29 protein-coding genes and 1 tRNA gene are annotated in these 24,235 nt (G+C 58.3%); 10 read left to right on the top strand and 20 right to left on the bottom strand.

Features of this window, described 5'->3' with window-relative positions; translation table 11 throughout:
- Window positions 1-26: 26 nt before the first annotated feature.
- The 3 genes from AAF739_08940 to iolG are packed head-to-tail and all read left to right on the top strand — an operon-like array spanning window position 27 to window position 2,723.
- Window positions 27-884, top strand: a complete 858-nt coding sequence (locus AAF739_08940; GenBank protein MEM6382785.1) for a 5-deoxy-glucuronate isomerase — start codon at window positions 27-29, stop codon at window positions 882-884.
- Window positions 881-1,732: a class II fructose-bisphosphate aldolase gene (locus AAF739_08935; protein MEM6382784.1), complete on the top strand. Its 852-nt coding sequence runs from the start codon at window positions 881-883 to the stop codon at window positions 1,730-1,732. The genes AAF739_08940 and AAF739_08935 overlap by 4 nt, the downstream gene beginning before the upstream one ends.
- On the top strand, window positions 1,725-2,723 hold the full coding sequence (gene iolG / locus AAF739_08930; GenBank protein MEM6382783.1) for an inositol 2-dehydrogenase: 999 nt from the start codon (window positions 1,725-1,727) through the stop codon (window positions 2,721-2,723). Before AAF739_08935 ends, iolG begins: the two co-directional genes overlap by 8 nt.
- A 234-nt stretch (window positions 2,724-2,957) precedes the next feature.
- On the opposite strand, the gene phnE (AAF739_08925) is transcribed toward iolG, so the two are convergent.
- From phnE (AAF739_08925) to AAF739_08905, 5 genes are all read right to left on the bottom strand, one after another.
- Window positions 2,958-3,854 carry a phosphonate ABC transporter, permease protein PhnE gene (phnE, locus tag AAF739_08925; GenBank protein ID MEM6382782.1) on the bottom strand — a complete coding sequence of 299 codons (897 nt, stop codon included), beginning with the start codon at window positions 3,852-3,854 and terminating at the stop codon, window positions 2,958-2,960.
- Window positions 3,854-4,786 carry a phosphonate ABC transporter, permease protein PhnE gene (phnE, locus tag AAF739_08920; protein ID MEM6382781.1) on the bottom strand — a complete coding sequence of 311 codons (933 nt, stop codon included), beginning with the start codon at window positions 4,784-4,786 and terminating at the stop codon, window positions 3,854-3,856. Before phnE (AAF739_08920) ends, phnE (AAF739_08925) begins: the two co-directional genes overlap by 1 nt.
- Before the next feature lie 49 nt (window positions 4,787-4,835).
- On the bottom strand, window positions 4,836-5,666 hold the full coding sequence (phnC, locus tag AAF739_08915) for a phosphonate ABC transporter ATP-binding protein (protein MEM6382780.1): 831 nt from the start codon (window positions 5,664-5,666) through the stop codon (window positions 4,836-4,838).
- A 107-nt stretch (window positions 5,667-5,773) separates the two neighbouring features.
- The gene (phnD, locus tag AAF739_08910) at window positions 5,774-6,691 is read right to left on the bottom strand and encodes a phosphonate ABC transporter substrate-binding protein (GenBank protein MEM6382779.1); all 918 of its coding nucleotides are present in this window, start codon (window positions 6,689-6,691) and stop codon (window positions 5,774-5,776) included.
- A 221-nt stretch (window positions 6,692-6,912) separates the two neighbouring features.
- The gene (locus tag AAF739_08905) at window positions 6,913-7,542 is read right to left on the bottom strand and encodes a DapH/DapD/GlmU-related protein (protein MEM6382778.1); all 630 of its coding nucleotides are present in this window, start codon (window positions 7,540-7,542) and stop codon (window positions 6,913-6,915) included.
- A gap of 177 nt (window positions 7,543-7,719) precedes the next feature.
- On the opposite strand from AAF739_08905, the gene AAF739_08900 reads away from it, so the two are divergent.
- Both AAF739_08900 and AAF739_08895 read left to right on the top strand, forming a co-directional pair.
- Window positions 7,720-8,916 carry an alpha-D-ribose 1-methylphosphonate 5-triphosphate diphosphatase gene (locus tag AAF739_08900; protein MEM6382777.1) on the top strand — a complete coding sequence of 399 codons (1,197 nt, stop codon included), beginning with the start codon at window positions 7,720-7,722 and terminating at the stop codon, window positions 8,914-8,916.
- 10 nt (window positions 8,917-8,926) lie between these two features.
- Window positions 8,927-9,775: a sugar phosphate isomerase/epimerase family protein gene (locus AAF739_08895; GenBank protein MEM6382776.1), complete on the top strand. Its 849-nt coding sequence runs from the start codon at window positions 8,927-8,929 to the stop codon at window positions 9,773-9,775.
- A gap of 35 nt (window positions 9,776-9,810) precedes the next feature.
- Here the strand turns inward: AAF739_08895 and AAF739_08890 are convergent, their stop codons facing one another.
- A complete protein-coding gene (locus tag AAF739_08890; GenBank protein ID MEM6382775.1) occupies window positions 9,811-10,974 on the bottom strand; it encodes an alpha-D-ribose 1-methylphosphonate 5-triphosphate diphosphatase in 1,164 nt (387 codons plus the stop codon).
- 62 nt (window positions 10,975-11,036) lie between these two features.
- Here AAF739_08890 and AAF739_08885 point away from each other — a divergent pair, with 62 nt between their 5' ends.
- Window positions 11,037-11,723: a DUF1045 domain-containing protein gene (locus AAF739_08885; protein ID MEM6382774.1), complete on the top strand. Its 687-nt coding sequence runs from the start codon at window positions 11,037-11,039 to the stop codon at window positions 11,721-11,723.
- Here the strand turns inward: AAF739_08885 and phnN are convergent.
- From phnN to phnG, 9 genes are read right to left on the bottom strand one after another with little or no spacing between them, the layout of a single operon-like run.
- Window positions 11,705-12,283 carry a phosphonate metabolism protein/1,5-bisphosphokinase (PRPP-forming) PhnN gene (phnN, locus tag AAF739_08880; protein MEM6382773.1) on the bottom strand — a complete coding sequence of 193 codons (579 nt, stop codon included), beginning with the start codon at window positions 12,281-12,283 and terminating at the stop codon, window positions 11,705-11,707. The genes AAF739_08885 and phnN overlap by 19 nt on opposite strands.
- Before the next feature lie 12 nt (window positions 12,284-12,295).
- On the bottom strand, window positions 12,296-12,988 hold the full coding sequence (gene phnL, locus AAF739_08875; protein ID MEM6382772.1) for a phosphonate C-P lyase system protein PhnL: 693 nt from the start codon (window positions 12,986-12,988) through the stop codon (window positions 12,296-12,298).
- 8 nt (window positions 12,989-12,996) lie between these two features.
- Window positions 12,997-13,767: a phosphonate C-P lyase system protein PhnK gene (gene phnK, locus AAF739_08870; GenBank protein ID MEM6382771.1), complete on the bottom strand. Its 771-nt coding sequence runs from the start codon at window positions 13,765-13,767 to the stop codon at window positions 12,997-12,999.
- Window positions 13,764-14,336, bottom strand: coding sequence for a histidine phosphatase family protein (locus tag AAF739_08865; GenBank protein ID MEM6382770.1), 573 nt, complete (start codon window positions 14,334-14,336; stop codon window positions 13,764-13,766). The genes phnK and AAF739_08865 overlap by 4 nt, the downstream gene beginning before the upstream one ends.
- Window positions 14,333-15,205, bottom strand: coding sequence for an alpha-D-ribose 1-methylphosphonate 5-phosphate C-P-lyase PhnJ (locus AAF739_08860; protein ID MEM6382769.1), 873 nt, complete (start codon window positions 15,203-15,205; stop codon window positions 14,333-14,335). The genes AAF739_08865 and AAF739_08860 overlap by 4 nt, the downstream gene beginning before the upstream one ends.
- Window positions 15,202-15,804, bottom strand: coding sequence for an HAD family phosphatase (locus AAF739_08855; protein MEM6382768.1), 603 nt, complete (start codon window positions 15,802-15,804; stop codon window positions 15,202-15,204). Before AAF739_08855 ends, AAF739_08860 begins: the two co-directional genes overlap by 4 nt.
- Complete coding sequence (locus tag AAF739_08850) at window positions 15,801-16,943, bottom strand: carbon-phosphorus lyase complex subunit PhnI (protein ID MEM6382767.1); 1,143 nt, start codon at window positions 16,941-16,943, stop codon at window positions 15,801-15,803. The genes AAF739_08855 and AAF739_08850 overlap by 4 nt, the downstream gene beginning before the upstream one ends.
- Window positions 16,943-17,521, bottom strand: coding sequence for a phosphonate C-P lyase system protein PhnH (gene phnH / locus AAF739_08845; GenBank protein ID MEM6382766.1), 579 nt, complete (start codon window positions 17,519-17,521; stop codon window positions 16,943-16,945). The genes AAF739_08850 and phnH overlap by 1 nt, the downstream gene beginning before the upstream one ends.
- A complete protein-coding gene (gene phnG / locus AAF739_08840; protein ID MEM6382765.1) occupies window positions 17,518-17,976 on the bottom strand; it encodes a phosphonate C-P lyase system protein PhnG in 459 nt (152 codons plus the stop codon). Before phnG ends, phnH begins: the two co-directional genes overlap by 4 nt.
- 75 nt (window positions 17,977-18,051) lie before the next feature.
- On the opposite strand from phnG, the gene phnF reads away from it, so the two are divergent.
- Window positions 18,052-18,813 (top strand): phosphonate metabolism transcriptional regulator PhnF, encoded by a 762-nt coding sequence (phnF, locus tag AAF739_08835; protein MEM6382764.1) that lies wholly within the window; start codon window positions 18,052-18,054, stop codon window positions 18,811-18,813.
- A 227-nt stretch (window positions 18,814-19,040) separates the two neighbouring features.
- On the opposite strand, the gene AAF739_08830 is transcribed toward phnF, so the two are convergent.
- Window positions 19,041-19,126, bottom strand: a tRNA-Leu gene (locus AAF739_08830).
- Window positions 19,127-19,330: 204 nt separating this feature from the next.
- Between AAF739_08830 and AAF739_08825 the strand changes: the two genes are divergently transcribed.
- Together AAF739_08825 and AAF739_08820 are read left to right on the top strand one after the other, a co-directional pair.
- Complete coding sequence (locus AAF739_08825; protein MEM6382763.1) at window positions 19,331-19,963, top strand: exopolysaccharide biosynthesis protein; 633 nt, start codon at window positions 19,331-19,333, stop codon at window positions 19,961-19,963.
- A 56-nt stretch (window positions 19,964-20,019) separates the two neighbouring features.
- Complete coding sequence (locus tag AAF739_08820; GenBank protein ID MEM6382762.1) at window positions 20,020-20,541, top strand: disulfide bond formation protein B; 522 nt, start codon at window positions 20,020-20,022, stop codon at window positions 20,539-20,541.
- An 8-nt stretch (window positions 20,542-20,549) separates the two neighbouring features.
- Here AAF739_08820 and AAF739_08815 read toward each other — a convergent pair whose 3' ends face one another.
- Both AAF739_08815 and AAF739_08810 read right to left on the bottom strand, forming a co-directional pair.
- Window positions 20,550-21,095, bottom strand: a complete 546-nt coding sequence (locus AAF739_08815) for an HNH endonuclease (protein MEM6382761.1) — start codon at window positions 21,093-21,095, stop codon at window positions 20,550-20,552.
- A gap of 159 nt (window positions 21,096-21,254) precedes the next feature.
- The gene (locus AAF739_08810) at window positions 21,255-21,899 is read right to left on the bottom strand and encodes a DNA-3-methyladenine glycosylase 2 family protein (GenBank protein ID MEM6382760.1); all 645 of its coding nucleotides are present in this window, start codon (window positions 21,897-21,899) and stop codon (window positions 21,255-21,257) included.
- Here AAF739_08810 and gluQRS point away from each other — a divergent pair.
- Window positions 21,898-22,809, top strand: coding sequence for a tRNA glutamyl-Q(34) synthetase GluQRS (gene gluQRS / locus AAF739_08805; GenBank protein MEM6382759.1), 912 nt, complete (start codon window positions 21,898-21,900; stop codon window positions 22,807-22,809). The genes AAF739_08810 and gluQRS overlap by 2 nt on opposite strands.
- On the opposite strand, the gene AAF739_08800 is transcribed toward gluQRS, so the two are convergent.
- Together AAF739_08800 and AAF739_08795 are read right to left on the bottom strand one after the other, a co-directional pair.
- Window positions 22,796-23,233: a DUF4399 domain-containing protein gene (locus AAF739_08800; GenBank protein ID MEM6382758.1), complete on the bottom strand. Its 438-nt coding sequence runs from the start codon at window positions 23,231-23,233 to the stop codon at window positions 22,796-22,798. The two genes, gluQRS and AAF739_08800, sit on opposite strands and share 14 nt — an antisense overlap.
- A gap of 39 nt (window positions 23,234-23,272) precedes the next feature.
- On the bottom strand, window positions 23,273-24,226 hold the full coding sequence (locus AAF739_08795; GenBank protein ID MEM6382757.1) for an AEC family transporter: 954 nt from the start codon (window positions 24,224-24,226) through the stop codon (window positions 23,273-23,275).
- Window positions 24,227-24,235 lie beyond the last annotated feature (9 nt).

The raw sequence follows: 24,235 nt of genomic DNA, 5'->3' as shown, positions 1-24,235 counted from the left end.
CGGCCCAAACGCCGAAAGGACGCGCCATGCATATTCCGCCCCATGATAACCAAAACAAGCCGATCGTGGACGCAGACAACGAAGTGGTGCCGCTCAACTACTTCAACATCATAAAGCTCAAAAAAGGCGAGAGTTTCGGCTACGCTGTTCCCGGTTACGAAACCTGCGTCGTGCCGGCGACTGGTACGATCGACGTTACAGTTGGCGGCTTTGAAGCCAAGGCAATCGGAAACCGGGTGATCGATGTTTGGGATGGCGAACCGGAGGGCGTTTATGTGCCATCGGGCAGCGAAGCGCGCCTATCCTGCGTTTCAGATTCCGCAGAGGTCTTTATTGCCGGTGCCAAATTTAGCGAGGTACTCGAGCCGTTCGAAGTCCGCAGCCACCAGCTCGATCTGGTTCAATACGGCTCTGACGACACAAAGACCCATCGAAAAATTAAACACATTCTTGGGTCGGAGTATCATGACCGCGTCGGCCGCCTGCTCGTCAGCGAACTCTATACCGTTGGCCAGGGCGGATGGTCAGGCTTTCCCAGCCACAAGCACGATACCGATCGCGCTGGCGACGATGGTGACATCATCGAGACGCGGCACGACGAAACCTACAATTTCCGCTTCCGTCCAAACTATGGCTCGGGGGTCCAGATGCTGCAGCGTGCCGACAACGAGCCGGGAGACGCCTACCACATCATGGATGGGTCAACGATCTGCCTCGACCGCGGATATCATCCATGCGCGGTGCTCCCTGGCTACGAGATGTACTACTTCACGATACTAGGGGGCCTTTCGCAGCGATCCCTCAAGCAGTTCTTTCAACCGACACATGCCGAGCAGCTGCACACGATCCCTGGCATCATGGACATGGTCGCCAAGTTCAAATGACCGTTGCGACCCTCTCTGAGGTTCTGCAGCCTGCCCTAAAGGGCGGCTATGCCGTAGCTGGACTTGTATGCCTCGGTTGGGAGGACATGCAGGCTTATGTTGAGGCTGCCGAGGCCGAGCAAGCGCCAATTATCCTGCAGGCAGGTCCGAGTTGCCGCGAGCATACGCCCTTGCCGGTCTTGGGAAAAATGATGCGTCATCTGGCGGAGCGAGCATCCGTCCCGGTGGTCGTGCATCTCGACCATGGCTATACCATGCAAGAGTGTGTTGAAGCGCGAGACAGCGGCTTCACAAGTCTCATGTTTGATGGCTCGCGCTGCCCCTTGTCACAAAACATCGAGCAAACCGCCCAAATTGCCGAACTGGCACATCAGGCTGGCATATCCTGCGAAGGCGAGATCGGTTTTGTGGGCTATGATGGAGGCGAAGAGTCTGCGGGTACGAAGGCCGAGGAAGCCGCTGAGTTTGCACGCGAAACCCACGTCGACGCGGTCGCCATATCGGTAGGCAACGTGCATTTGCAGCAGGACAAAAAGGGCGGACTGGATGAACCCCGCATCCGCGCAATCGAGGCGCTCACCAACACTCCGCTCGTTATACATGGGGGGTCCGGCGTTCCCGTCGACCAGAGGACGATGCTCGCGCGTACCTCCAACATCTGCAAATTCAACATCGGCACCGAATTGCGAATGGCGTTCGGCCAAGCCTTACGAACAGCTGTCAACGGACAACCTGACAGGTTTGATCGCGTCCAAATTTTGAAGGAGACGCACGATCCCGTTGAACGAGCTGCGCGAACGGTGATTCACGCCTTGAAACCGGCTGCCTCAAGAGGTCTGCATGCTTAGGATTGGATTGTTGGGGTGCGGCCGAATTGGTCGGGTACACGCCATGACGATCGCTGCCGCGCAAGGTACACGTCTCGTGGCTGTGAGTGACGCCCTTCCGGAGGCAGCTCATGCGGTCGCCGAGACCTACGACGCGCGCGTTATGCCCTCGGAGGAACTCATCACAAGCGACGACGTCGATGCCGTCGCCATCTGTGCACCAACGACAACCCATTTCGATCTGATCCATCAGGCAGCCGCCGCTGGCAAAGCGATCTTTTGCGAGAAGCCGATTGATCTTTCAACGGAGCGGACGCTGGCCTGCATCGAAGCTGTCGAAAGCGCTGGCGTTCCTTTCATGACAGCGTTCAATCGCCGCTTCGATCCAAGCTTTGCAAGCTTGCAAAAGCAGGTTCGCGATGACGTCATCGGCGATGTTGAGCTGGTCACTATTCTATCGCGAGACCCCTCACCGCCTCCAATTAGCTACATCGAGCAGTCAGGTGGCCTGTTCCGGGACATGATGGTGCACGATTTCGATATGGCGCGCTTCCTCCTCGGTGAAGAGCCAACACGCGTGTTTGCCTTTGGCTCCAGCGTCGTTGATCCCGCTATCGGTGGCGCTCATGATGTCGACACAGCCGTTGTCAGTCTTGAGACAGCTTCGGGGAAACTTTGCCAAATTTCAAACTCACGGCGCGCGACGTACGGTTATGATCAGCGCATTGAGGTTCACGGCTCAAAAGGCCTTATCAAGGGTGAAAACCAGCTCTCTCACGCGGTCGTACTGGCCAATTCGGAGGGTTTCCAGTCCGCACCCACGGAGTATTTCTTCCTAGAACGCTACGCTCGAGCTTATGCACTGGAGATGGAACACTTCATTCAGGCCGTCGCTTCTGGCGCAACTCCATCCCCTTCAATCCATGATGGTCTGCGCGCGCAGATGCTTGCCGATGCAGCCCAGCTCTCGAAAGACAAGCAAATACCCGTTTCGATCAGCCATTCCAGCTGATGAAACGTTTTACCCTGTATTCGGATCTGCCGACAGTCTGAAGGTCCGGGCTTGGATGCCCGACCATGCGCGCCGGTAGCTTGGGAGAGATTGTTTAAGGCCGATCGCACACCGACCACGACCCCCTCGGTAAACGCTGGGAAGTAACGGCTTCTAAGCGACCCGAGCTGTCGTCAAATCTGTAACCATCAAGCGATGTCCGGCGCACCGGATGGAGAACGCTTTGGGGCAAGGTCAGTGACCAGTCTCGCCAATAAACTGCATCCGGATCTTTTTGGATATCCAATCGATCACAGCGACCAGAACGAGGACATTGATTACAACGAAGACCACCTGATCGTAGAGCGTCGCACGGAAGCGCTCGATGATAATCATCCCGATCCCACCTGCACCCACGATACCGAGAATGGTCGCCGATCGGGTATTTGATTCCAGAAAATATAAAGACTGTGACAGGAACACCGGCAAAACTTGCGGAAGGATGCCAAAACGGATCGTGCGCACTGGACCGGCGCCCGTGGCTTTGACCCCCTCGACCTGTTTACGGTCGATATTTTCAATGGCTTCCGAATAGAGCTTAGACAGCGTGCCAATGTCGGAGATAAAAATCGCGAGCACTCCCGCGAGCGGGCCGAGGCCGACCGCCCGCACGAACACCAATGCCCAAACCAGCTGATCGACGCCGCGGAACACGTCAAGAATGCGCCTGACGGTATGTCGGAACAACGGAAAACGCACCACGTTTCGCGCGGCTAGAAAACCCACAATCAGAGCGACAAGCGAGGCGAGGAAGGTCCCCAGAAAGGCCATCGCGAGGGTCTCAGCTATGCCGCGATAAATGTTGGCGTATTGCCAGTTTGCCATGTCTTCCCACCGGAACATGACCGCAAGCAACCGCTGCGCGTTGTCCGATGGCGCGAACATCCGAGCGAAATCGAAGTACCAAAAGGCAAACCCAAGATAGATAAAGACGGATGCCCAGGTGGCAAAGACAATGATGGTGCGTTTGGCGTTGCCAAAAGCCTCGGGGTTCTCCACCCGAGCTGCCTTTATATGGGTAGCGGAGACATCCGATAGAGAACGGATGGTTGCGGCGTTACGGACGGCAGCATGCTGGGAAGCGACGGCCATTAGAGCTGCTCCTTACCGATAAAGTACATCCGTAGCCGCTCAGATATGAGATCGATCACCGTGACGGTGACGACGACGAGTATGAGCACAGCAAGGACGCGGTCATCGGAGTAAAACGAGATCACGCGGTTGAGTTCCTGTCCGATACCACCGGCACCCACGAAGCCGATGATCGAAGATGCCCGCACATTGATCTCAAAGCGCAACAGGCCGTAGCTGACAAAGTTGGGAAGGACTTGCGGCAACACGCCGTAACGCATCTGTTCGAACCAGTTGCCACCGACGCCGCGAATGCCGTCGATTGGACGTTGCGAGACGTTCTCATTCACTTCGGCAAACAGTTTGCCCAACGCTCCGGCAGAGTGAATAGCCACAGCCAGAATGCCGGCAAGCGGGCCAATGCCGAAGGCGAACACAAAGACCAGGGCAATCAGAATCTCTGGCACGCCACGGCATATCTCCATAAATCTTCGGGCAAAAAAGTAGATCCACGAGTTCTGCATCAGGTTCCGCGACCCCGCGAAGCATAACGCCAGTGCGCCAGCCGTGCCGAGGATCGTGGCCGTAATCGCCATCAGGATCGTTTCCCAGATCAGCGCAAGATACGTGTTGAGGTCGGTGTACCAGAAGGTCAAAGAGCCTTCGACGGCGCGACCTTGGTCGTCGCGGCCCATGAAGAGCTTATCCCACTCAAGGCTTGGCATGATCGTGCCGAAATACTCGAACACGCGCGATGCCGCCTGGGCCAACCGATCGGGGAAAAACTGGGACGTGACGACTGAGAAAATCAACAGGCCGAAAAACAGGAGCCCGAACAAAATGGTCTGGCCCATTTTCGCACGGGCAAGCTCTTTGCGGTGTTGTTCATAGATGGACACCGGGTCTTCACGGTGCCCCATCTTGTTCAACGTGTTTTCGGGCGTAATGGCCATAATGAACGGATCGCTGGAGGGGAGCGAATGACTTCGGGCTTACCGAGGACTACGACGCCAAACGCTGGCCATCGACCGCGGTGCCCACGGGCGGTCTTGAGAGGGCGGCAAGGTCGGTGGACGTCATCTCTTCGGTGAAGTCGCCAAGCTCGGCACCATAAATGTCGCGCGCAACCTCCATTGTCAGATCGTCCGCGTCTCCATCGAAGACAACCCTTCCATCGGCCATGCCGATCACGCGGTCGCAATAGCGGCGGGCTGTATCAAGCGTATGGAGGTTACAAATAACGGTGATCTGATCCTCTCGATTAATTGTTCGCAACGCGTCCATGACAACCTTGGCATTCATCGGATCAAGGGATGCAATCGGTTCATCGGCAAGCAGAACTCGTGGCTCTTGGAGCAATGCGCGGGCGATCGCCACGCGCTGCTGCTGGCCGCCAGACAACGTATCGGCACGCTGCATCGCGGTATGTGCCATTGTCAGGCGATCCAGCGCGTGGATTGCAAACGCCCGTTCCGCTGGCGAGTAGAGCTTGAGCATGGAAGACGCGAACCCGTGATGGTACATCCGGCCTGTGAGCACATTGGTCAGCACATCAAGCCGTCCAACGAGGTTGAATTGCTGGAAGATCATCGCGCATTCGGAACGCCACTTGAGCAGAGCCTGCCCTTTGATCTTGGCGACGTCCGTGCCTTTGTACCTGATCTCACCATGAGTAGGGTCTGCCAGCCTGTTGAGCATACGAAGAAGCGTTGATTTGCCCGCACCTGAGCGGCCAATGATGCCGACCATCTGTCCGTCGGGGATGGTCAGCGAGACGTCGTCGACAGCCTTGGTGGCGGTGAAGTGCTTGGACAGACCCGAGATCTTGAGCATGGCATGGCTCCGATTGGCTTTGGCTACGAGTGGTGGGGGTTCAGGCGAGGGCCAGATGAGAAAAGGGCCGAACCATCGCGGGGTTCAGCCCTTCGTCAGCAAGTTTGCTACCGCGTGGCTGAAAGCTGGCGGCGCATATTGATGATCGGCATGTAAAACTCGGTGTCGATCGGATAGTACGCCAACGCATCACCCTGGTTGACTGCTTCAAAGCAATCGGGGTCCTCGAACTGCAAGCGCATCATAGAGCCCATAACGAGATCTTTCAGTTCGGTCGGAACCGCCGAACGGATGACCCGTGGGCCGTTTGTGATCAAATTCGACTGCCAGATGATCCGGATGTCGTCCATGTCGAGCAGGTCCTTGTCGACCATCGATCGCAGATTCCCCCGCGAGTAACCTTCGGACAACTCACCAACGCCGGACGTCCAGGTCACGCCGCCATCGTACTGGCCCTGCAACACGGAGATCACAGCCTGCTCATGACCGCCGCCAAAGCCGGTTTGCGAGAAATAGGCTTCGGGATTGATGCCCATCTCGTTAAGCTCGGCATTTGGGACCAAGTAGCCGGAGGTCGAGTTGGGATCAGCAAATGCGAGGGAGCGGCCCTGCATGTCCTCAAGTGACATGATATCCGAGTCCGACCGCACATACATGACCGAGTAGTATCCAAGGGAGCCATCGATCTGTTGAGCGGTGTAAAGCGGCTCTACGGCATTCTCGTCTTGCAGATAAATACCGGCATAGCCAGACGAGCCGAGCTCTGCAAACTCAAGCTGACCTGCCAGAAGACCTTGCATGACGCCCGCATAATCCGACGCCGGGAACAGCTCGACAGGCACTCCGAGACGCTCTTCAAGGAAGTCAGCCTGGCACTGGCGTTCGCGCAGTCGATCAGCCTCGTTCTCGCCACCAAGAATTCCGATCCGGAAAACCGGGACATCATCGCGCCAATCGGCGAACGCTGCCGTTCCAGTCAGTGCAGTTGCGCCAAGCACTAGGGCGCCAAGGGTCATCTTCAGCATTCAAGCCATCCTGTTTTCGACAAAGGGCGGGAAAAGTTGGTCCCGATGAAGACAGGCGAGCGGCCTTTCCTGAAACAGACCCACCCGCACTAACTGCGGTTCATAGGGGTGGTTCATGTCGCTTCAGCAAAGGAACGATGAAGGTTCGGCGACGCTTTTGTGAAGGAAAAATGGAGAAAAAAGACGATATATCTCAGCTATTTAAGCTATAATGTCTTGAGCTATCCGGATCTGACGCTGTGGATATCGATGAAGGTATCGACATCCATGGTCCGGATATCACGCAAGGCATTGCGCAGCTTTTGATGTGACCAGTCCCACCAGGCAATTCTCATCAAGCGTTCGCCTTGCTCAGGTGAGAAACGTCGCTTCAAAACACGTGCCGGAACACCGCCGACAACCGCATAGGGTTCGACATCTCGGGTAACGACAGCGCCGGCGCCAATTACAGCACCTGTTCCCACTGTTATACCTGCGGTAACGGTTACGCCGTGCCCGATCCAGACATCGTGGCCAATCGTCACCGGATTGGCCCGACGCCACTTAAAAAAGTCCTCGTCATCCTCACCCAGATCGTAGGCGTGGGAGCGGTAGAAGGCGTGGTGCTGTGATGCGCGCCACGTCGGATGATTACCAGGATTGAGACGAACGCCATTGGCGATTGAGCAGAACTTGCCAATCTTGGTCGCCATGACGTGGCCGTCTTCTGTGATGTAAGAGTAGTCCCCAAGCGTGGAGGCTTCTATCTGGGTGCGGCGCCCGACCTCGGTCCACCGTCCCAAGATACAATCAGGTCCCACTTCGGCTTCAGGATGAACCGTCGGTGACTCACTAAGTTTGGCCTGGCCCATCAGCTGACCTCCATCTTTTCAGGCGCCCGTCGGCAGATGGCAAAGCATAATGGTGGGATCGAAGAAAAGGCTTGCAAGCGGCTTGCATGCGAATGTCACAAAACGATCACCCAACCTCAATGCAAGCGTCACAAATGAGGCGTCTGCAGTCAGCCGACCCGAACACAGGTTGCCACCATGCTTGATCGCCCGAACAACCAAACGTCTCCATCCATTGCCGGTCTGTCAGCAAAACAGGATGTGCGCTTCGACAATGCGCGGCTTGTGCTCGCCGATGGAATCGAGAGGGGAAGCTTGCGCGTCGAAGCCGGTTTGATCGCAGGGCTTGGTGGCGACCGCCATCTAGATACTGTTATGGATCTGGAGGGCGATTATCTCGTACCCGGCATCGTTGACGTGCACACCGACCATGTCGAAACCCACGTCCATCCGCGGGCGGCTGTCCTCTGGCCCTTCCTGCCCGCACTACTAACGCACGACGCGGTGGTCATTTCGGGTGGAACAACGACCGTGTTCGACAGCCTGTGCGTCGGCGCCACCATGAAACGACCTGAGCGGGGCGAGATTCTCAAGCCCCTGATTGATGCTCTTGATCGAGGGCAGGCAGCAGGGCTTTTCCGGGCAGAGCACTTCGTACACTTGCGGTGCGAAATCTCCGACCCAGATACGCCCGGCTTGGCACGGGATGCGCTTATGCATCCCCTGGCGAAGCTTGTTTCGGTTATGGACCATACGCCGGGCGACCGCCAAAGTCCCGATGTCGAGCGCTGGTTCCATCACATGATCCACGAGATGGAAATCACCCCAGAGGACGGTCGTGCGAGGCTCGACGAACTGTTTGATCGGTCAGCCCGCACTGGAGCCGAGAACCGAGCCGCAATCATTGCCCACGCCACGGCTGCAGCAGTGCCAATCATGAGTCATGATGATCGGTCCGTCGTCCACGTCGATCAAGCTGACCGGGAAGGCGTCACTGTTTCCGAGTTTCCAACGACGCTTGTCGCCGCCAAGCGTGCGAAGGCGCTCGGTCTGAAAACGATCGCCGGTGCACCGAACTTCCTTCGTGGTGGGTCTCAGTCAGGCAACGTGGCAGTTCGAACGCTGCTGGAAGCGGGGGTGGTGGATGCGTTGGCCTCCGACTATGTGCCGCGCAGCCCACTCGACTGCGCCTTCGCTATCGCCGCTGATCAGGATTTGCCCATCGATCTACCGCAAGCCATTGCGATGGTCACATCGGCGCCGGCGGGCATAGCGGGTCTTCACGACCGGGGACGGCTGGCAGAGGGCTTGCGAGCTGACTTGGTACAGGTACGCCTGCATGATAGACAACCTATTGTCTGCGGCGTTTGGCGCGCTGGCGTGAAGGTCTTTTAGGAGAAACCGGATGCTTCCACTTTCGATCGGTGCAGCACTAACCTTGAAGGACCTTCCGACCTTTAAGGACTGGCTGATCGATGGTGATCGCGATTTGGAGGTTCAAGACTTCTACAACACCGAACTGATCCTGGGTGACTGGCACAGCCATGTCCTGAGGATCAAACAAGCGCTCGATGGATACACCGGTCGTTTGGGTATCCATGGACCTTTCTGGTACCTGCCACTTGATTGCGATGATCCCGAGTTTCGCCCGCTGATCACGAAGCGGTTGCTGACCGGCGTCGACATTTGCGCGGCCCTTGGTGCGGCGCAGATGGTCCTTCACTCACCTTTCACGACCTGGGACCACTTCAACAAGTGGAACTATCCGCCGCGAGGCGATGCACCAACCACCCGGCACGAGACCATCGAAAAGGTTCATGCCGTTCTGGGTGATGTGGTCAAACGCGCGCACTCAGAGGGCGTGACATTGGTCATTGAGAACATTGAAGATGTTGACCCACGCGATCGACGCGAGTTGGTTGAGAGCTTCAACAGCCCCAACGTTCGCCTATCGATCGATACCGGGCATGCCCATTATGCCCATGGCGTTACTGGCGCGCCTCCAGTGGACTACTTCGTGGCCGATGCCGGTGATCAGCTCGCCCATGTACACCTCCAAGACGCCGACGGCGTAGCCGATCGCCACTGGGCGCCCGGTCAAGGAACAATCCAATGGCACGCGGTCTTCCGTGCTTTGGCAAAACTGCCTCAGATTGGCACCGAACAAGCGCCACATCTGGTGCTGGAGCTGCGCCACTCGGCCGACATACCCGCCGCGATTGGGTACCTGGAACGCGAAGGTCTCGCTCGGTAAGCCGATCTCTTCGCGATCGATGGGCTCCGCCCCAGTCAGGCGACCTGACGGCCATTGCTCCAGACGCCGCGTAGGATGGGCACGTCATCGGCCAACGCAAAGCGGATAACATCCGCACGCTTGCCAACTTTCAGTGCCCCCCGATCAGTCAACCGGGTGGCAGCCGCAGGTGCAGCCGTTACCGTTGCAATCGCGCGAGGCAAATCATCCCAGATCTGCGAAAGCTTGATGGCCGAATAGAGCAGCGCAGACGGCACATAGTCGGAGGATACGATATCGAGCAGGTCGTGTTCTGCTAGAGTATGAGCGGCGACGTTACCCGAATGCGAGCCCCCACGCACCAGATTGGGCGCACCCATCATGATGGCGATCCCATGCTTGTGGCAGGCGTGGGCGGCGCCAATCGTCGTCGGGAACTCCGCGAGTTTGATCCCAAACCCAGCTGAGGTTTCGACGTGCTCATGGGTCGTATCATCATGGCTTGCGAGCACCGCGCCAAAAGCTTCTGCGGCGGTTACAGCGGCAGCCTCATGCTTTGCGTGCACGCGCTCTCGCAGCTCCTTCCGCTCCACCACATGGGCATCAAACTCGGCCTGACTGAGCCCGTGCTTGCCACGCATGTATTTCTCGTACTGGGTGATATCGGCAAACTGCCTTTGGCCGGGTGTGTGATCCATCAACGAGATGATACCGATGCGGTCATCTTCCCTGAATTGCTCAAGTTCATCAGCAAGCGAGTGGGAACAAATTTCGGCGCGCAGATGAATATGGTGGGAGATCTTCAGGAGCCCATGGGATCGCGCCATTAGGATCTCACTGACCATAGGGCGTGCATAGGGTTCCATCACACTGTTGGTACCTGAATGCTCAATGAAACCCAGCCGCACCGCGTCGAACACCGTGGTGATGCCAGTTGAGGCCAACTCCGCGTCGTGTGCGACAATGGCCGCGTTGTGGGGCCACGCCACGCCAGGGCGCGGTGAGAGGTGTCGCTCCAAGTTATCGGTATGCAATTCAACGAGACCCGGCGCCACAAAGTCACCTTCACAATCGATCGCGCCAGCAGGGACAGCGGTACCGGCATCCGTCGCTGTCAGGACGCCATCGGTAAAGCTCAAGGAACCGCGCACAACCTCATTTTCCAATACCAGTCGCGCATTGGCCAGAACGGTAGTTGATCCGTCAGAAAGCTGTGTCATGGACCTGTCTTTGAGGTGTGAGAGACCGATGGCCTTACGCCAGTCGGATTGGGGAGAGGCAAATGACCGTATTCCGTCGCTATGCCCTGTACGCGATGGCAGAAGAGCCGCTGCACACAATTGCGTCGCAATGGTTGGGATGGGATTCCCGGTTGGGACACAAGGTCGATCATCCGGTTCTTGAGGGTTTGCGCTATGACATAGCGCAGGCCACCGCAACACCTCGAAAATACGGCTTCCATGGTACGTTGAAACCTCCGTTCAGACTTATCGAAGGACAAAGCAGGCAGCAGCTTCTGAGGGCGTGCCAAGAACGTCTGCCAACGATGCAGAGCGTCGCCATCAGTCGGATGGTCGTCCGCCCGATGAACGGCTTCGTCGCGCTCGTCCCGGAGGGGTCTTGCCCCGCGCTCGATCAGCTTTGCGAACGAGTGGTGCGCGACTTTGATGCGTTCCGCGCGCCCTTGAATGGAGCAGAGCTTGCCAAGCGACGCGCAAGCAAGTTGACCGATCGGCAGGAAGAACAACTTTTGCGCTGGGGCTATCCATACGTGATGGACGAGTTTCGCTTTCACATGACGTTGTCGGGTCAACTCGACGAGGAGACGTCGCACGATCTCGCTGAACGGCTGCAGAGATATCTGTGCTCCGATATGCCGGAACCCTTCATTCTGCGAACGATCAGCTTGATGGGAGAAGACGTCGACGGGCATTTCCACGAGATTGAGGCCTATACACTTGCCGCGTGAGACAAGCGGCGCGCCAAAGCCATTCTTGCCTCCCGAACGCTTCCGTCGAGATCGCCCGAATTATCGATACTGATCAAAGGTACGCCTTGCGGCAACGCCCGTATCGGACGGGCCAACCGCGCTGCAATATCGTCTTCGTCCTCGCGGCCGCGGCGTTCCAACCGCTTTTCAAGCACCTCAACCGGTGCGGTAATCGATAGAACCGTCAGGGTGGGAAATACAGACCAGGCCTCGTGCACGATAGCGCGAGACAGGTTCGCAAGCACGTCCATCCCGGCTTCGAGTGCATCGTTTGTACTGGCAGCGGGAATTCCATAGGCGAGGCCGTGCGCGCGCCACCAAAGCGCGAAATAGCCGCGGTCGACCCGCGCCTTGAACTCCGCTTCGCTGACACCTTCAAAATCCTCGCCACCAGCGTCTTCCGGTCGGGTTATAACCCGCCGACATCTGACATAGCGGGGCTCGGCAGCGAGCAACCCATTCATGACGCTGTCCTTGCCCACGCCCGAAGGTCCAACCACCGCGATGAAGCGGCCAGTGTGCGCAGATGGATAGATCAACGGTTCAAACCACTATGCAGCAAGGTGTTCGGCCTTTGGTGTAAAGTCGGATATATCAACCTCCCGGTCTGCGACGCGCGCGCGGGCCTCCAAATCATGAAAGATCCCAACAATGGCCGCACCATCGGCCTTGGCTTCCTCGATCAACGAGAGCACCGTATCCCTGTTTTTGGCATCGAGACTGGCGGTCGGCTCGTCCAGCAGCAAGGCAGGATATTTGTGGGCGAAACCACGGGCGATGTTTACGCGCTGCTGCTCGCCGCCGGAGAAGGTGGTTGGCGACAGCTCCCACAAGCGTTCGGGGATGGCGAGACGGGACAACAGCAAGCGCGCTCGCGACCGTGCATGCTCGTCCTCCTCGCCGACCGCTAGGAGCGGCTCGGCCACGACCTCAAGCGCTGGAACCCTAGGGACAACACGCAAGAATTGGCTGACATAGCCCAGTGTCGTTCTGCGCAAAGCCAAAACCTCACGCGGCTCGGCACGCGTGATATCAAGCCCGCCAATGACCACACGTCCAGCCTCGGCCAGATAATTTCCATACAGAATGCGCATAACGGTTGACTTGCCGGCGCCCGACACACCAGTCAGGGCGACACATTCACCGGGGTTCACCTCGAAGGAGCAACCGGCCAGAACGGGAATGGTCGTACCGCGCTGATGGTGAAGGGTGAAGCTCTTGCTGAGATTGCGGACCGTAATCATGGCTTTCCCTAAACCTGAAGGACGGAGGAAACGAGCAACTGCGTGTAGGCGTGCTGCGGGTCATCGAGCACCTGATCAGTGAGCCCGGTTTCGACGACGTTACCGTCCTTCATCACCATCAGCCGATCGGCGAGCAGGCGCACTACTGCAAGATCATGGGTAACGATGATGGCCGACAAACCCATGGTCCTCACAAGGCCCCGCAGAAGATCAAGCAACCGCGCCTGAACGGAAACGTCGAGGCCGCCCGTCGGCTCATCCATGAAAATCAGGCGAGGCTGCGAAACCAGGTTGCGCGCGATTTGAAGGCGCTGCTGCATCCCGCCAGAGAACTGCGCCGGACGATCGTCCATGCGGTCAGTATCGATCTCGACTCGGGCCAGCCAATCAGAAGCCGTCTGACGAATAGCGCCATAGTGTCGTGCGCCCACTGCCATCAGCCGCTCACCGACGTTACCGCCAGCGGAGACCCGCATGCGCAAACCATCCCGAGGATTCTGATGTACGAATGCCCAATCCGTGCGGCCCAGCATGCGTCTCTCAGGCTCAGCCATGGCAAGTGTATCGCGCGGGCCGTCCACCCGCGTATCGAAAACGATCCGCCCCACGTCCGGCGCCAGATGCCCGGCCATGCAGTTAAGCAAGGTGGACTTCCCCGAGCCCGACTCGCCGACAATCCCCATCACCTCGCCGGGATAGAGCTTGAACGACACATCGCGGCAACCAACCCGGGCACCATAGGATTTGGAGAGGTTGTCGACCTCAAGCAGAGGGGTCATATGGCGATCCAATCTGTCAGATTCCCGCCGCTTCGGCGATCAAAGGTGAAGTAGCAGCCGCCTTTGGGATGCGTTTGGTCCTGGTCGCGGGTGATTGGAATCCCGGCGAGCTTGCAGCGCAGCAGCGTGCCCACGCCGCCATGGGCCACGACAAGAACATCACCATAGGGCGCTTCTTTCGATGCCGCGCCGACAGCCTCAACAATCCGGGCTTGCGCGTCGCACGCCCTTTCCCAGCCGCGAACAGAGGTCTCTGGATTGGCGAAGAATTCTTCCACCACGGGCCAGAAAGCATCGGGCGGCAGAAAACCTGTCGCGCTGCGATCATTTTCGCCCATGGCCGGTCGAATATGGACCGGTAGGTCGCGCGCAACGCCAACCGGTTGAGCAGCATCCTTGGCTTTCTGCTCATCGCTGGCGAAAATGGACGTTACATCTTCAAGAACCGAATCCGTCGCAAAGGCTTCATGGCGCGCGCGACCTTGCGCGTTTAGGCCCCATTGGGGGACCGGAACGGTGGGGTCAATCTCCACGTCGCCATGGGTCAGGAAGATGACCGTCTCACTCAAGCTGCTTGCTCCTGGGCTTCGGTTGCCGAACCGGTATGCCCAGCGGCGCGGCGCTCGGCGCAGAAGTCGGTATCCGAGCACACGAACATGCGACCACCGGCATCGTCCGTTATGACCTCATCCAGATAGGTGTGATCGGCCCCACAAAGCGCACAGCTCTGGTCGGCGCGTAGAAGCTCGAAAGGGTAATCATCGAAGTCGAGGCTCACGACTTTGGTGTGCGGCGGCACGGCGTAGATGCGCTGCTCACGCCCAGCACCGAACAGCTGGATCGCTTCGCTTTCGAGCTTGGGGTTGTCGAACTTCGGTATGGGCGAGGGATCCATTACATATCGGTCCTCGACCCTCACCGGATAGGCGTAGGCTGTGGCTATCTCGCCATGCTTTGCGATGTCCTCGTAAAGCTTCACATGCATCAGCCCATACTCTTCAAGCGCGTGCATCTTCCGCGTTTCGGTTTCGCGCGGCTCCAAGAAGCGCAGCGGTTCGGGGATCGGCACCTGGTAGACAAGAATCTGGTTTTCATTCAGATGCTTCTCGGGGATCCGGTGGCGCGTCTGGATGATGGTCGCATCGGCGGTGCTTTCGGTTGTTTCGACGTCGGCCGTCTTCTCTAAGAACTTGCGGATCGACACGGCGTTGGTCGTATCGTCGGCGCCCTGATCGATCACCTTGAAGGTGTCCTCGGGCGTCATCACCGCTGCTGAGACCTGCACCCCACCGGTACCCCAACCATAGGGCATGGGCATTTCGCGGCTGGCAAACGGCACCTGGTAGCCCGGAATTGCGAGGGCCTTCAGGATGGCCCGCCGAATCATCCGCTTGGTTTGTTCATCCAAATAGGCAAAATTGTAAGCGGCGTCGCTCATAGGAAACCTCGATGCGTAAGAGCCGCGCGCAGCGCATGCGGCCCTGTGAATTGAATGGCTTGCATGCCCACGGCACGCGCACCAGCAACGTTCTTGGGTGAGTCATCAATGAAAAGGCAGTCCGCAGCATCGAGACCGTTTCGGGTAAGCAGCAGTTCGTAAATCGCCGGATCCGGCTTAAGCATTTTGACCGCGCCAGAGACGATCACATCGCGAAAGCTGGTCGCAAGAAATGGGAACTTCGCACACGCCTTTGGCCAATTCTCCGCAGAGAAATTGGTGATGGCGTACAGCGGCGTCCCCTTCGTCTTCAGATCCTCAAGAATCGCTGCTGTCCCATCTATGGGCCCGGGCGTACATTCGGTCCACGCGTCCCGAAAATGCTCGAACGAGCTCTTGTGATGGGGAAAGCGGTCGATAAGAGGCGGGAGGCTGTCCGCGAAAGTCTTGCCTGCATCCAGCCCGAGGTTGAACGCGTGAAAGTCCGTCTCCTCGAGAAACGCATCCACATTGTGCTCGCTCCCGAGAAGTGGCTCGAAAAGTGTGTGGAGGTCCCATTCAAGCAGGACCTTGCCGACATCAAAAACAAGAGCGGTCATTCTGCCGCCTCCTGGAGCGGCGCAGCGCCCTCCTCCGCGCATGCTAGCCGGGCCTCGGCGCGGAGTTTGCGGATCAATTCCAGCTCCGATTGGAAGTCCACATAGTGGGGCAACTTGATGTGCTCGAGAAATCCGGTCGCTTGCACATTATCAGCGTGGCTAAGCATGAACTCGACGTCCTGCGCGGGGGCGCCGACATTGTCTTCCCCCAACTCCTCCCAGCGCATCGCCCGATCAACCAGCGCCATGGATATGGCCTTGCGCTCGCAGTGCCCAAGGACAAGACCGTAGCCGCGCGTGAACTGCGGTGGCTCTGCCTTGGAACCGGTAAACTGATTGACCGTCTCGCACTCGGTGATCTCTATTTCGCCGACCTCAATCGCAAAACCAAGCTCGGGAATGTCTATTTCAACGGGCACCGTCCCAACGCGCAGCTCCCCGACAAAGGGGTGATTGCGCCCGTATCCACGTTGGGTTGAGTAGGCCATGGATAACACGAACCCCTCATCACCCCGCGTGATTGCTTGAAGACGAAGAGACCGGTCGGCGGGAAAGTCCAACGGCTCGCGCGTCAGGTCGCTAGGTGTCTCATCGCTCGCCACCTCCGGTTGGAGTAACCCTTCCTGATCGAGAAAGTCAGCCACATGAGGCACAGGAGTGCGCTCCACATCGACACTCGGCGGCGGGTCGAAAGGCGTTGGCTGGTCGGCTGTTTCACCGGTAGCATCACCGGTGGCCTCAAGGGCGAAATCGATCAGCCTGTGGGTGTAATCGAACGTCGGCCCCAACACCTGTCCACCCGGAAGATCTTTAAACGTTGCTGAAATCCGCCGGTCACATTGCATGACGCCGGTATCAATCGGCAACGACGCTCCAAAGCGGGGTAGCGTTGTGCGAAACGCGCGGATCAAAAACACCGCTTCGATCAGATCGCCACGAGCCTGCTTGATCGCCAAGGCAGCGAGATCAGGATCGAACAGTGAGCCCTCCGCCATGACCCGCGCGACGGCCAGAGCAAGCTGCTCACGGATTTGCGCCACAGAAAGGTCAGCAACGGAGGTATCGCCGCGTCGCTCCTCTGCCAACCAATTGTGGGCGGCCTCAATCGCACGCTCCCCCCCTTTGACGGCGACATACATCAGGCAGCCTCCTCGCATCGCGTCGAACGCGGTAAGGCTGCCACCTTGTCGGCAGCGCAGAAGAAGCAGTCCAAACCAAGTGGGAATTGCGCATGGTTTGCTTCCAAGGCGACCGCATCGGGCAGATTCAAAGACGCTTGGGTCTTGATGCCTGGTCCGCGCAGAACAGCACCCGCCGCCGCAAGCTCCGCTTGCTCTACTATGAGAGTGGCCGAACGGTCAGGATACTCCGCGGTGCCGACCTTGTAAGGCGCCAGAGGTACGATCGCCTCCCAAGTTCCGAGAACAAAGTCAGCCTCTCCCTCCGCCGCAAATGGCGCACTGGTGTGAAACGTGATCCAGTTTCGAACCGACACGGTGTCATGCTCGCCCTTTAAGGCAATCGACGTATCGGGATCGCAGAGGGTCAGGATCAATGTACCCGCTGCAACCGACACGGGCGTGGGAGGCTGGCCACCCAAAAGTGGTTCAATAGAGCCCGGTCTCGCCATCGCGTTCATGATGGATCGGAAGGCGCGCGCACTGTCATGGGCCGGACTCGCGAAGCCACCGGCAAAGGATTGTTGATCGGACGTCATGCGTCACCCCGCACCATTGTGAAAAACTCAACCTTGGTGCCCGCAGCTTTAGACGCGCGGCGCTGTTGCCGCCGCTGCATATCTTGCGACAGAGGTATGGTGATCGTGCGATCCAGCTCCGCTCGTGATGCCCCTTGCGCAAGCGCGTCAATACATGCGGCGGCAAGCGAGGCTGCCTTGTCGCGGCCTTGAACGTAGCCATGCCCAACGGCCCCAGTTGATGTCTTTACGGCGCAACGCGTGACGGTGATTTCGCCCAAATTAAAGGCTGCACCAATCGCTCCTGCACGCCCGCGCACCATGACGGTACCAATCTCGGGGGGCCGCAGAACCTCATGTGCTAGCTGGCCGTTGCGCTCAGTATAGACCTGCCACAGAGCTTTCAGGTCAGCAGACGGCGCCTGAGCAAGGACGGACAGCCGAGCTTTGCGATCAAGTGGTCCGTTTTTCGACATCTTGCGAATCTGTCCAAATATTTATACAACTAGACAAATTCTACAGGATACGATGCGTGACGCAACCGGCCTTTGATGAAATTTCTATGGCGTATGCCGCGATCAGTGGAGTACGTCTTGGCCCGTAAAGCCCTATGGACTGGCATAAGCGACGCCCTTGAATCGGACATCGCCGCGGGGCGCTACCGCCCGGGTGTAAAGCTGCCGACAGAGGCGCAACTTGCTGCCCGTTTCAGCGTGAACAGGCACACGGTGAGGCGCGCCCTCGCATCGCTCGCAGACCGTGGCTTTGTATCCAGCCGACGGGGCGCCGGCGTTTTCGTCACCCACGCGCAAACCGATTATCCAATCGGCAGTCGCGTACGATTTCACCAGAACATTCTCGCCGCCGGGCGAACCCCACAGCGAAAAGTGCTGCTCCTTCAGACACGCGCCAGCGATTCAAAAGAGGCAAGCGCGCTCGACCTGGAGTTAGGCGCTTCAGTTCATGTTTGTGAGGGCTTGTCGCTTGTCGATGGAGAACCACTAGCCGTCTTTCAAAGCATCTTTCCAGCGCAGCGTTTTCCCAAACTGCTGGGCAATTTGCGCGAGAACAGTTCGGTGACCGCTGCGCTGAAGTCTGAAGGAATTCAGGATTTCATCCGCCGCGAAACTCGAATTGATGGCAAGCTCGCGTCCGTAACGCTGGCAACACAACTGCGAATCCAGGTCAGTTCGCCGGTCCTCCGTACGATCGGCATCAACGTAGATGAGAAGGGGCGGCCAATTGAGTATGGCCGCACCTGGTTTGCTGCAGAGCGCACGACCCTGGTGCTCTCCAGCGGATCAAATCACTGACGTGCGAGAACCCAAACCGCAGCTTTACAGAGCGGCTTATTCGCTCAGCACCCGCTACGATCCAAATGTGGTCGGCATGAGAAAAGCAACGATAGGTGCAAGGCACGGTCACGGAGGGTGGGCAGCGAGAAGCACCGCCTGTTTAGTTTTGCCTTGAGTTCACGAACAAGTGAAGCAGGCCGCGGCCTGACTGATCAGCGGCAAGACAAAGTGTTCAAAGGAGTGGATGGTGCCCCTGGTCAGACTCGAACTGACACTCCTTTTGGGAACTCGATTTTGAATCGAGCGCGTCTACCAATTCCGCCACAGAGGCACTGCAAGCAACTTCCGAAACATCGGCTGGTAGCTGCCGCGGACCATAGCCGGATTGCCCTGTCGGTCAATGCATCTGGGGGACTTTCCTGCGTGAGTGCTTCACACCGCGCCGTAACGAAGCGTCAGCCTTTCCATGCTATGGAACCTGCCATCACCAAACCGGTGCACTCTGTTGAGGAGACGCGGCCTACAAGCCCTTAGCATGACCCATTTAACCATGGACACGACTGAGCACCGGACAGCTTTCGATCAAATCGAGGCCGTCTTAAGCGACGCGCAGATCAGCGGCAGCTCTTCAGTAACCTTGGGCACGTTTACCGGAGCGTTAGAAGAACGAGCTTTCGGTCTCCTGATGCTTGCTCTTGCGCTGCCGTGCTGCCTGCCATTTGTGTATCTGATCCCGCAGATCGTGGCGCTGCCGATGTTGGTTTTGACGGGTCAGATGGCAGCGGGCCGCCAAGCGCCTTGGCTGCCGACGACCCTGCGCACACGCCAGATCGATATCGCGGCGATGCAATCGGTTGTGGGACGTGGCAGGAAATGGTTTGGCTGGGCGGAACGCTTTGCGCGGCCTCGCCTTCTGGCGCTCTCAAGCCCGTTAGCAAGCCGAGTGATAGGCGCTCTTCTTCTGGTGCCATCGGCATCGATACTGCTGCCGATACCCTCAACCAATACAGTCCCAGGCATAGGCGTCGCGATAGCGTCCATTGGGCTGATCGAACGCGATGGGCTTCTTATCATTGCTGGCCTTTTGGTCGGCCTTGCCTGGGTCGTGTTTCTTTTGGTGTCGGCTCCCCTCCTGGCGCTATGGCTGATAGGCTTGTTCGGCAGCTGACCGAACTTGACTTCCCCAACATGCTAGCGTGCTGTGGTGTTGAGGGTGAGAACAGCATGACAAGCGAAATTTATCCAAGCGGAAACCTTCAAGCGCGGGCGTGTGTGCTGATAATTGCTGTGTCAGCGTTTGTGCTTGCTACGGCCTGGGCCTTCGAGCTGTTTGGCGGCTTTAGGCCGTGCGCCTTATGTTTGCAGCAGCGCGAGGGATATTACGCTGCCATACCCATGCTGGCGATTGCGTTCACCGCGACCGCGCTTCGCTGGCCCTCCTGTGTCAGCCGGGGTCTGATGCTGGTCGCTGGCCTCATGCTCGCCACGTCCTTCACGACTGGTGTCTATCAGGCAGGGGCCGAATGGGGATTCTGGTTGGGCCCAAGCGACTGTGGCGGCAGCACCTTGCCGCAAGTCTCTACGGGTAATTTGCTCGATGAGATAGCGGAGACCGACGTGATCTTTTGCGACGAAGCGGCACTTCGCGTTCTCGGCTTGTCCTTCGCAGGATGGAACGTGCTTTCGGCCGGCGCGCTCATGACCGCCAGCATCGTCGCTGCGCTTTGGCCACCCAAGCGCGCATAAACCAAGCTTTAGGGGTCGAGTTCGGTGTCCCAATACAGAAAGTCCAACCAGCTTTCGTGCAGATAGTTGGGCGGGAACTGCCGACCGTTCGCTTGCAGGTCATGGACCGTCGGCTGGTAGGGGCTCTGCCGCGGATGCATATCGGCTGCTTTGGGCAACTTGCCTCCCTTGCGCAGATTACAAGGCGAACAGGCCGTGACGATGTTGTTCCAAGTCGTCTGACCACCGCGCGAGCGCGGAATAACATGATCAAAGGTCAGATCGTCAGTCGCGCCGCAATATTGGCACTCAAACTTGTCACGCAAAAACACGTTGAACCGTGTGAATGCTGGGTTGCGCTGGGGTCTAACGTAGGTCTTCAGGGCTACCACACTCGGTAGCCGTAACTCAGTGGTCGGGCTGCGCACGGCCGTATCGTACTCGGACAAAATATTGACCCGGTCGAGAAACACCGCCTTCACCGCATCCTGCCAAGGCCATAAAGACAGCGGGTAATAGGATAACGGGCGAAAATCGGCGTTCAACACCAACGCCGGGCAGGCGTCTGGGTTCATTGTCTTGGCAGCAGCCCCGAAGCTCTCGGGGGAAACGGCAACGGTCAAGCTAAGCTCCCGATCCGATTCTCGCGATGGAGACGTCGTCATCTCTATCTATAGACACTATGACGTCTGTGTGAAGACGCTTTTGAATGGGATCGCTGCACAACAATGTCGCTACAGCGCGATCCCGCCTCGCCCATCCATCACCACCGCATGGTAAGACCACAAAAGCCTTGCGGCGACACCCCTCCAGGGAGCCCAGATCTCCGCTCGCTCTGCCAGGGTCTCTGCGGAAAGCTTATCAGGCTCTCGCAGCGCCCATGCGGCCGCCTTCTGCAGCGCCAGGTCGCCGGCCGGCAAAACATCTCGGTCGCCAATGCAAAAAAGACGGTATATCTGGGCCGTCCATGGGCCGATTCCGGTGATGGCAACAAGCCGCTGCTCTTGTGCATCATGTGGGAGCGCATTCAGAGCTTCGAACGCGCCGTTATCCGGAAGGGCTGCCGCGAGAGCGCGGAGGGTGCGTTGCTTCGGGCGCGACAGGCCGCAGGCTTTCAAGGTTTCGTCAGTTGCAGACCGAAACTGAACGGCATCGAGTGCGCCTAAGGTGTCAACTGTTCGAGCTGTTATCGCCCGCGCGCTGGCGACGGAGACCTGTTGAGCGATCACGATACGGGCCAGGCCAGCAAAATCGGGCGTCGAGCGACGCAGCGGGACGCTGTCGACGGCATCCAGCGCGGAACGCAGCATAGGGTCGACCGACCGCAAATGGGCGAGCCCCTCGACCACATCAGCCTCGCATTCTATGCACCGCAGCATGACCGCCCCAGCATTCGACTATCTTTCAGCGCGCCTGCGCTTTGCGCCTTCCCCGAACGGCTATCTGCATTTGGGCCATGCGTATAGCGCGCTTGAGAATGAGCGATGGGCTCGCGGCCTCCATGGCACGTTGCTGCTGCGTATAGAAGATACCGATCTGGGGCGGGCACGTCAGCACTATGTCGAGGCAATCCTAAGCGATTTGCTCTGGCTGGGCGTGAGCTTTGAGGGTCACGTACGCAAGCAATCAGATCACCTAACCGAGTATGAGGCTGCGCTCCGCCACCTGTGGGATGCAGGTCTGATCTATCCGGCGCCGGCTTCACGATCCGAGATCGGGAAAGCGGTTCAACGATTGCAAGCAGAAGGTATTGATTGGCCCCACGATCCAGACGGAGCGCCGCACTACCCGTTCGGCGAGCGCGATCGCCAGAACAAACCAAACAAATTCCCGGCGCATGCCGACCCGCGCACCGATGTTCCGCTGCGGCTCGATATGCAGGCCGCACTCAGGCATCTGTATGATCAGACACTCCTAGCCCAGTCGCTTGCTGAGCCCCAGGGACCGATCACCCAACAACCCCTTGATCCAGGCGCTTGGGGCGACGTGTTATTAAGGGGCCGCGACAGGCCGGCGACTTACCATCTCGCGGTGGTCGTCGACGACGCCGCACAACAGATCACGCACGTGGTGCGCGGCGAAGACATGGCACCCGCCACCGCCATTCATCGATTGCTGCAAATGCTCCTTGGCCTCCGGGCACCGGTCTATCACCACCACCGGCTGATCAAGGGGACTGACGACCGAAAGCTATCGAAATCCGAAGGTGCCAAGAGCTTGCGCACGCTGCGAAAACAGGGCGTGGACCCCGCTTCGCTGCGCGCGCGGCTACTGTCTACTCAACCGTAACGGTGATCACCTCGGAGAATTTAGGCGGCGAATGCGGGATGTGATCGTGATCGCCAAACAGCAGTTGGAAGGTGTGCGTCCCAGCCGGCAATTCCAGTGTGACCTGGGTCTGGCCACCGCCAAAATGCCGATGCTGGTCATCAGCGGGTATGGCATCTTCCAAATTCACTTCAGCAAGCGGCTTATTGATCAGCAAATGATGGTGGCCTGTGTTCGGGTGCTGCACACCGGCCGGTGCGACGCCCATACCATCAACCCCGAATAGAAACGTCACCGGGTTGGTCACCGTCGCTCCATCCTCAGGTGCAATGAGGTAAACCGAGGCGTCTTCCGGTGCTTCGGTCAGCTCAGCGTGGGCCGTACCGGCGAATGCAAACGCCGCAAGTGCGCCGATAACGATTGCAGTGCGTGAGATTATGTTCATGATTTTCCTCCCTTTCCCTGCGTAAAGTAGCGCATGCGGTTAAGCCAGCAAGCCGGTTCCGCTCAACTCCAGCACCCATAACCAAAATGTGACCGACACAATTGCCAGGGCCGTCGACAGTGCAATGGACGAGGACGCTATTCGCACACCGGTGCCGTAGCGATTTGCAAGCAGGTACGCGTTGATGCCGGACGGGCAGGCTGCAAACAGGACCGCGGCCCCAAGCCAAACCGGTGGGAGCGATGTGAACACGGATCCCAGAGCGAAGACCAAGGCTGGCTGAACAATCAGCTTGAAGAAGCTGATTACCGCCGTAACCCGGACATCGCCGGCCAGACCGTAACGCTTCAAAGCCATGCCAGCGGAAAACAGGGCGCAGGGAACGGCCGTTGCTCCAAGAAGTTCAAGTATTTGGAACGGGATCGCAGGAATGGTCCAGCCAGTGTAGCGCCACGCGACGCCAGCAACGATGGACAAAATGATCGGATGTGTTGCTATCGAACGCACCAAAGTCCGAACAAGTGAGCGCCAGTCCGATCGCGCCCCGCCACCAATCTCAATCGCCAACGTTGCGGCCGTCATCATGATCGGCAGATGGACGGCGATCAGCAAGAAGATCGGTACGCGCCCTGGATCCCCATAGCTGGTCAAAATGAGGGGAATACCGATTAAAACAGTATTGGCCTGTGCAGCGGAGAAGCCGCTGACGGTGCCAGTCGGCCTGTCACGACCGAAGACGCGGGTCACCACAAGGTGGGCCAGGGTCCACACCATGATCACAGCGATAAAATAGACCAGCCAGAAGGCCCACGGACTGGCTTCCGGTATATCGGCGGTCGCCATCGTCTTGAATAAAAGAGTGGGCACGGCAACCGTGAAAACGAACGCCGAGAGACCGTCGCCGACTTCGTCATCCAATAGGCTCAGTCTTGCCGCGGCATACCCGATAGCGATCAGGCCGAAAACAGGCAGGACGATAGCAAGCAGTGACATATGCGCGGT

Source organism: Pseudomonadota bacterium, from assembly GCA_039024915.1.
In the GTDB taxonomy this organism is placed as follows: Bacteria; Pseudomonadota; Alphaproteobacteria; order Rhizobiales; family MH13; genus MH13.
This window is presented reverse-complemented; position numbering and strand designations above follow the sequence as displayed.

Bases quoted from the DNA above. Each gene is read 5' to 3' on its own strand.
- phnK (MEM6382771.1), bottom strand. From the start codon at position 13,767: ATGACCCCTCTGCTTGAGGTCGACAACCTCTCCAAATCCTATGGTGCC.
- phnE (MEM6382781.1), bottom strand. From the start codon at position 4,786: ATGGCCATTACGCCCGAAAACACGTTGAACAAGATGGGGCACCGTGAA.
- phnD (MEM6382779.1), bottom strand. From the start codon at position 6,691: ATGCTGAAGATGACCCTTGGCGCCCTAGTGCTTGGCGCAACTGCACTG.
- AAF739_08895 (MEM6382776.1), top strand. From the start codon at position 8,927: ATGCTTCCACTTTCGATCGGTGCAGCACTAACCTTGAAGGACCTTCCG.
- AAF739_08850 (MEM6382767.1), bottom strand. From the start codon at position 16,943: ATGTATGTCGCCGTCAAAGGGGGGGAGCGTGCGATTGAGGCCGCCCAC.
- gluQRS (MEM6382759.1), top strand. From the start codon at position 21,898: ATGACCGCCCCAGCATTCGACTATCTTTCAGCGCGCCTGCGCTTTGCG.
- phnC (MEM6382780.1), bottom strand. From the start codon at position 5,666: ATGCTCAAGATCTCGGGTCTGTCCAAGCACTTCACCGCCACCAAGGCT.
- AAF739_08885 (MEM6382774.1), top strand. From the start codon at position 11,037: ATGACCGTATTCCGTCGCTATGCCCTGTACGCGATGGCAGAAGAGCCG.
- iolG (MEM6382783.1), top strand. From the start codon at position 1,725: ATGCTTAGGATTGGATTGTTGGGGTGCGGCCGAATTGGTCGGGTACAC.
- AAF739_08795 (MEM6382757.1), bottom strand. From the start codon at position 24,226: ATGTCACTGCTTGCTATCGTCCTGCCTGTTTTCGGCCTGATCGCTATC.
- AAF739_08855 (MEM6382768.1), bottom strand. From the start codon at position 15,804: ATGACCGCTCTTGTTTTTGATGTCGGCAAGGTCCTGCTTGAATGGGAC.
- AAF739_08815 (MEM6382761.1), bottom strand. From the start codon at position 21,095: ATGAACCCAGACGCCTGCCCGGCGTTGGTGTTGAACGCCGATTTTCGC.
- phnL (MEM6382772.1), bottom strand. From the start codon at position 12,988: ATGATTACGGTCCGCAATCTCAGCAAGAGCTTCACCCTTCACCATCAG.
- AAF739_08800 (MEM6382758.1), bottom strand. From the start codon at position 23,233: ATGAACATAATCTCACGCACTGCAATCGTTATCGGCGCACTTGCGGCG.
- AAF739_08940 (MEM6382785.1), top strand. From the start codon at position 27: ATGCATATTCCGCCCCATGATAACCAAAACAAGCCGATCGTGGACGCA.
- AAF739_08935 (MEM6382784.1), top strand. From the start codon at position 881: ATGACCGTTGCGACCCTCTCTGAGGTTCTGCAGCCTGCCCTAAAGGGC.
- AAF739_08825 (MEM6382763.1), top strand. From the start codon at position 19,331: ATGACCCATTTAACCATGGACACGACTGAGCACCGGACAGCTTTCGAT.
- phnF (MEM6382764.1), top strand. From the start codon at position 18,052: ATGAAATTTCTATGGCGTATGCCGCGATCAGTGGAGTACGTCTTGGCC.
- AAF739_08860 (MEM6382769.1), bottom strand. From the start codon at position 15,205: ATGAGCGACGCCGCTTACAATTTTGCCTATTTGGATGAACAAACCAAG.
- AAF739_08890 (MEM6382775.1), bottom strand. From the start codon at position 10,974: ATGACACAGCTTTCTGACGGATCAACTACCGTTCTGGCCAATGCGCGA.
- phnG (MEM6382765.1), bottom strand. From the start codon at position 17,976: ATGTCGAAAAACGGACCACTTGATCGCAAAGCTCGGCTGTCCGTCCTT.
- AAF739_08810 (MEM6382760.1), bottom strand. From the start codon at position 21,899: ATGCTGCGGTGCATAGAATGCGAGGCTGATGTGGTCGAGGGGCTCGCC.
- AAF739_08905 (MEM6382778.1), bottom strand. From the start codon at position 7,542: ATGGGCCAGGCCAAACTTAGTGAGTCACCGACGGTTCATCCTGAAGCC.
- phnH (MEM6382766.1), bottom strand. From the start codon at position 17,521: ATGACGTCCGATCAACAATCCTTTGCCGGTGGCTTCGCGAGTCCGGCC.
- AAF739_08900 (MEM6382777.1), top strand. From the start codon at position 7,720: ATGCTTGATCGCCCGAACAACCAAACGTCTCCATCCATTGCCGGTCTG.
- AAF739_08820 (MEM6382762.1), top strand. From the start codon at position 20,020: ATGACAAGCGAAATTTATCCAAGCGGAAACCTTCAAGCGCGGGCGTGT.
- phnE (MEM6382782.1), bottom strand. From the start codon at position 3,854: ATGGCCGTCGCTTCCCAGCATGCTGCCGTCCGTAACGCCGCAACCATC.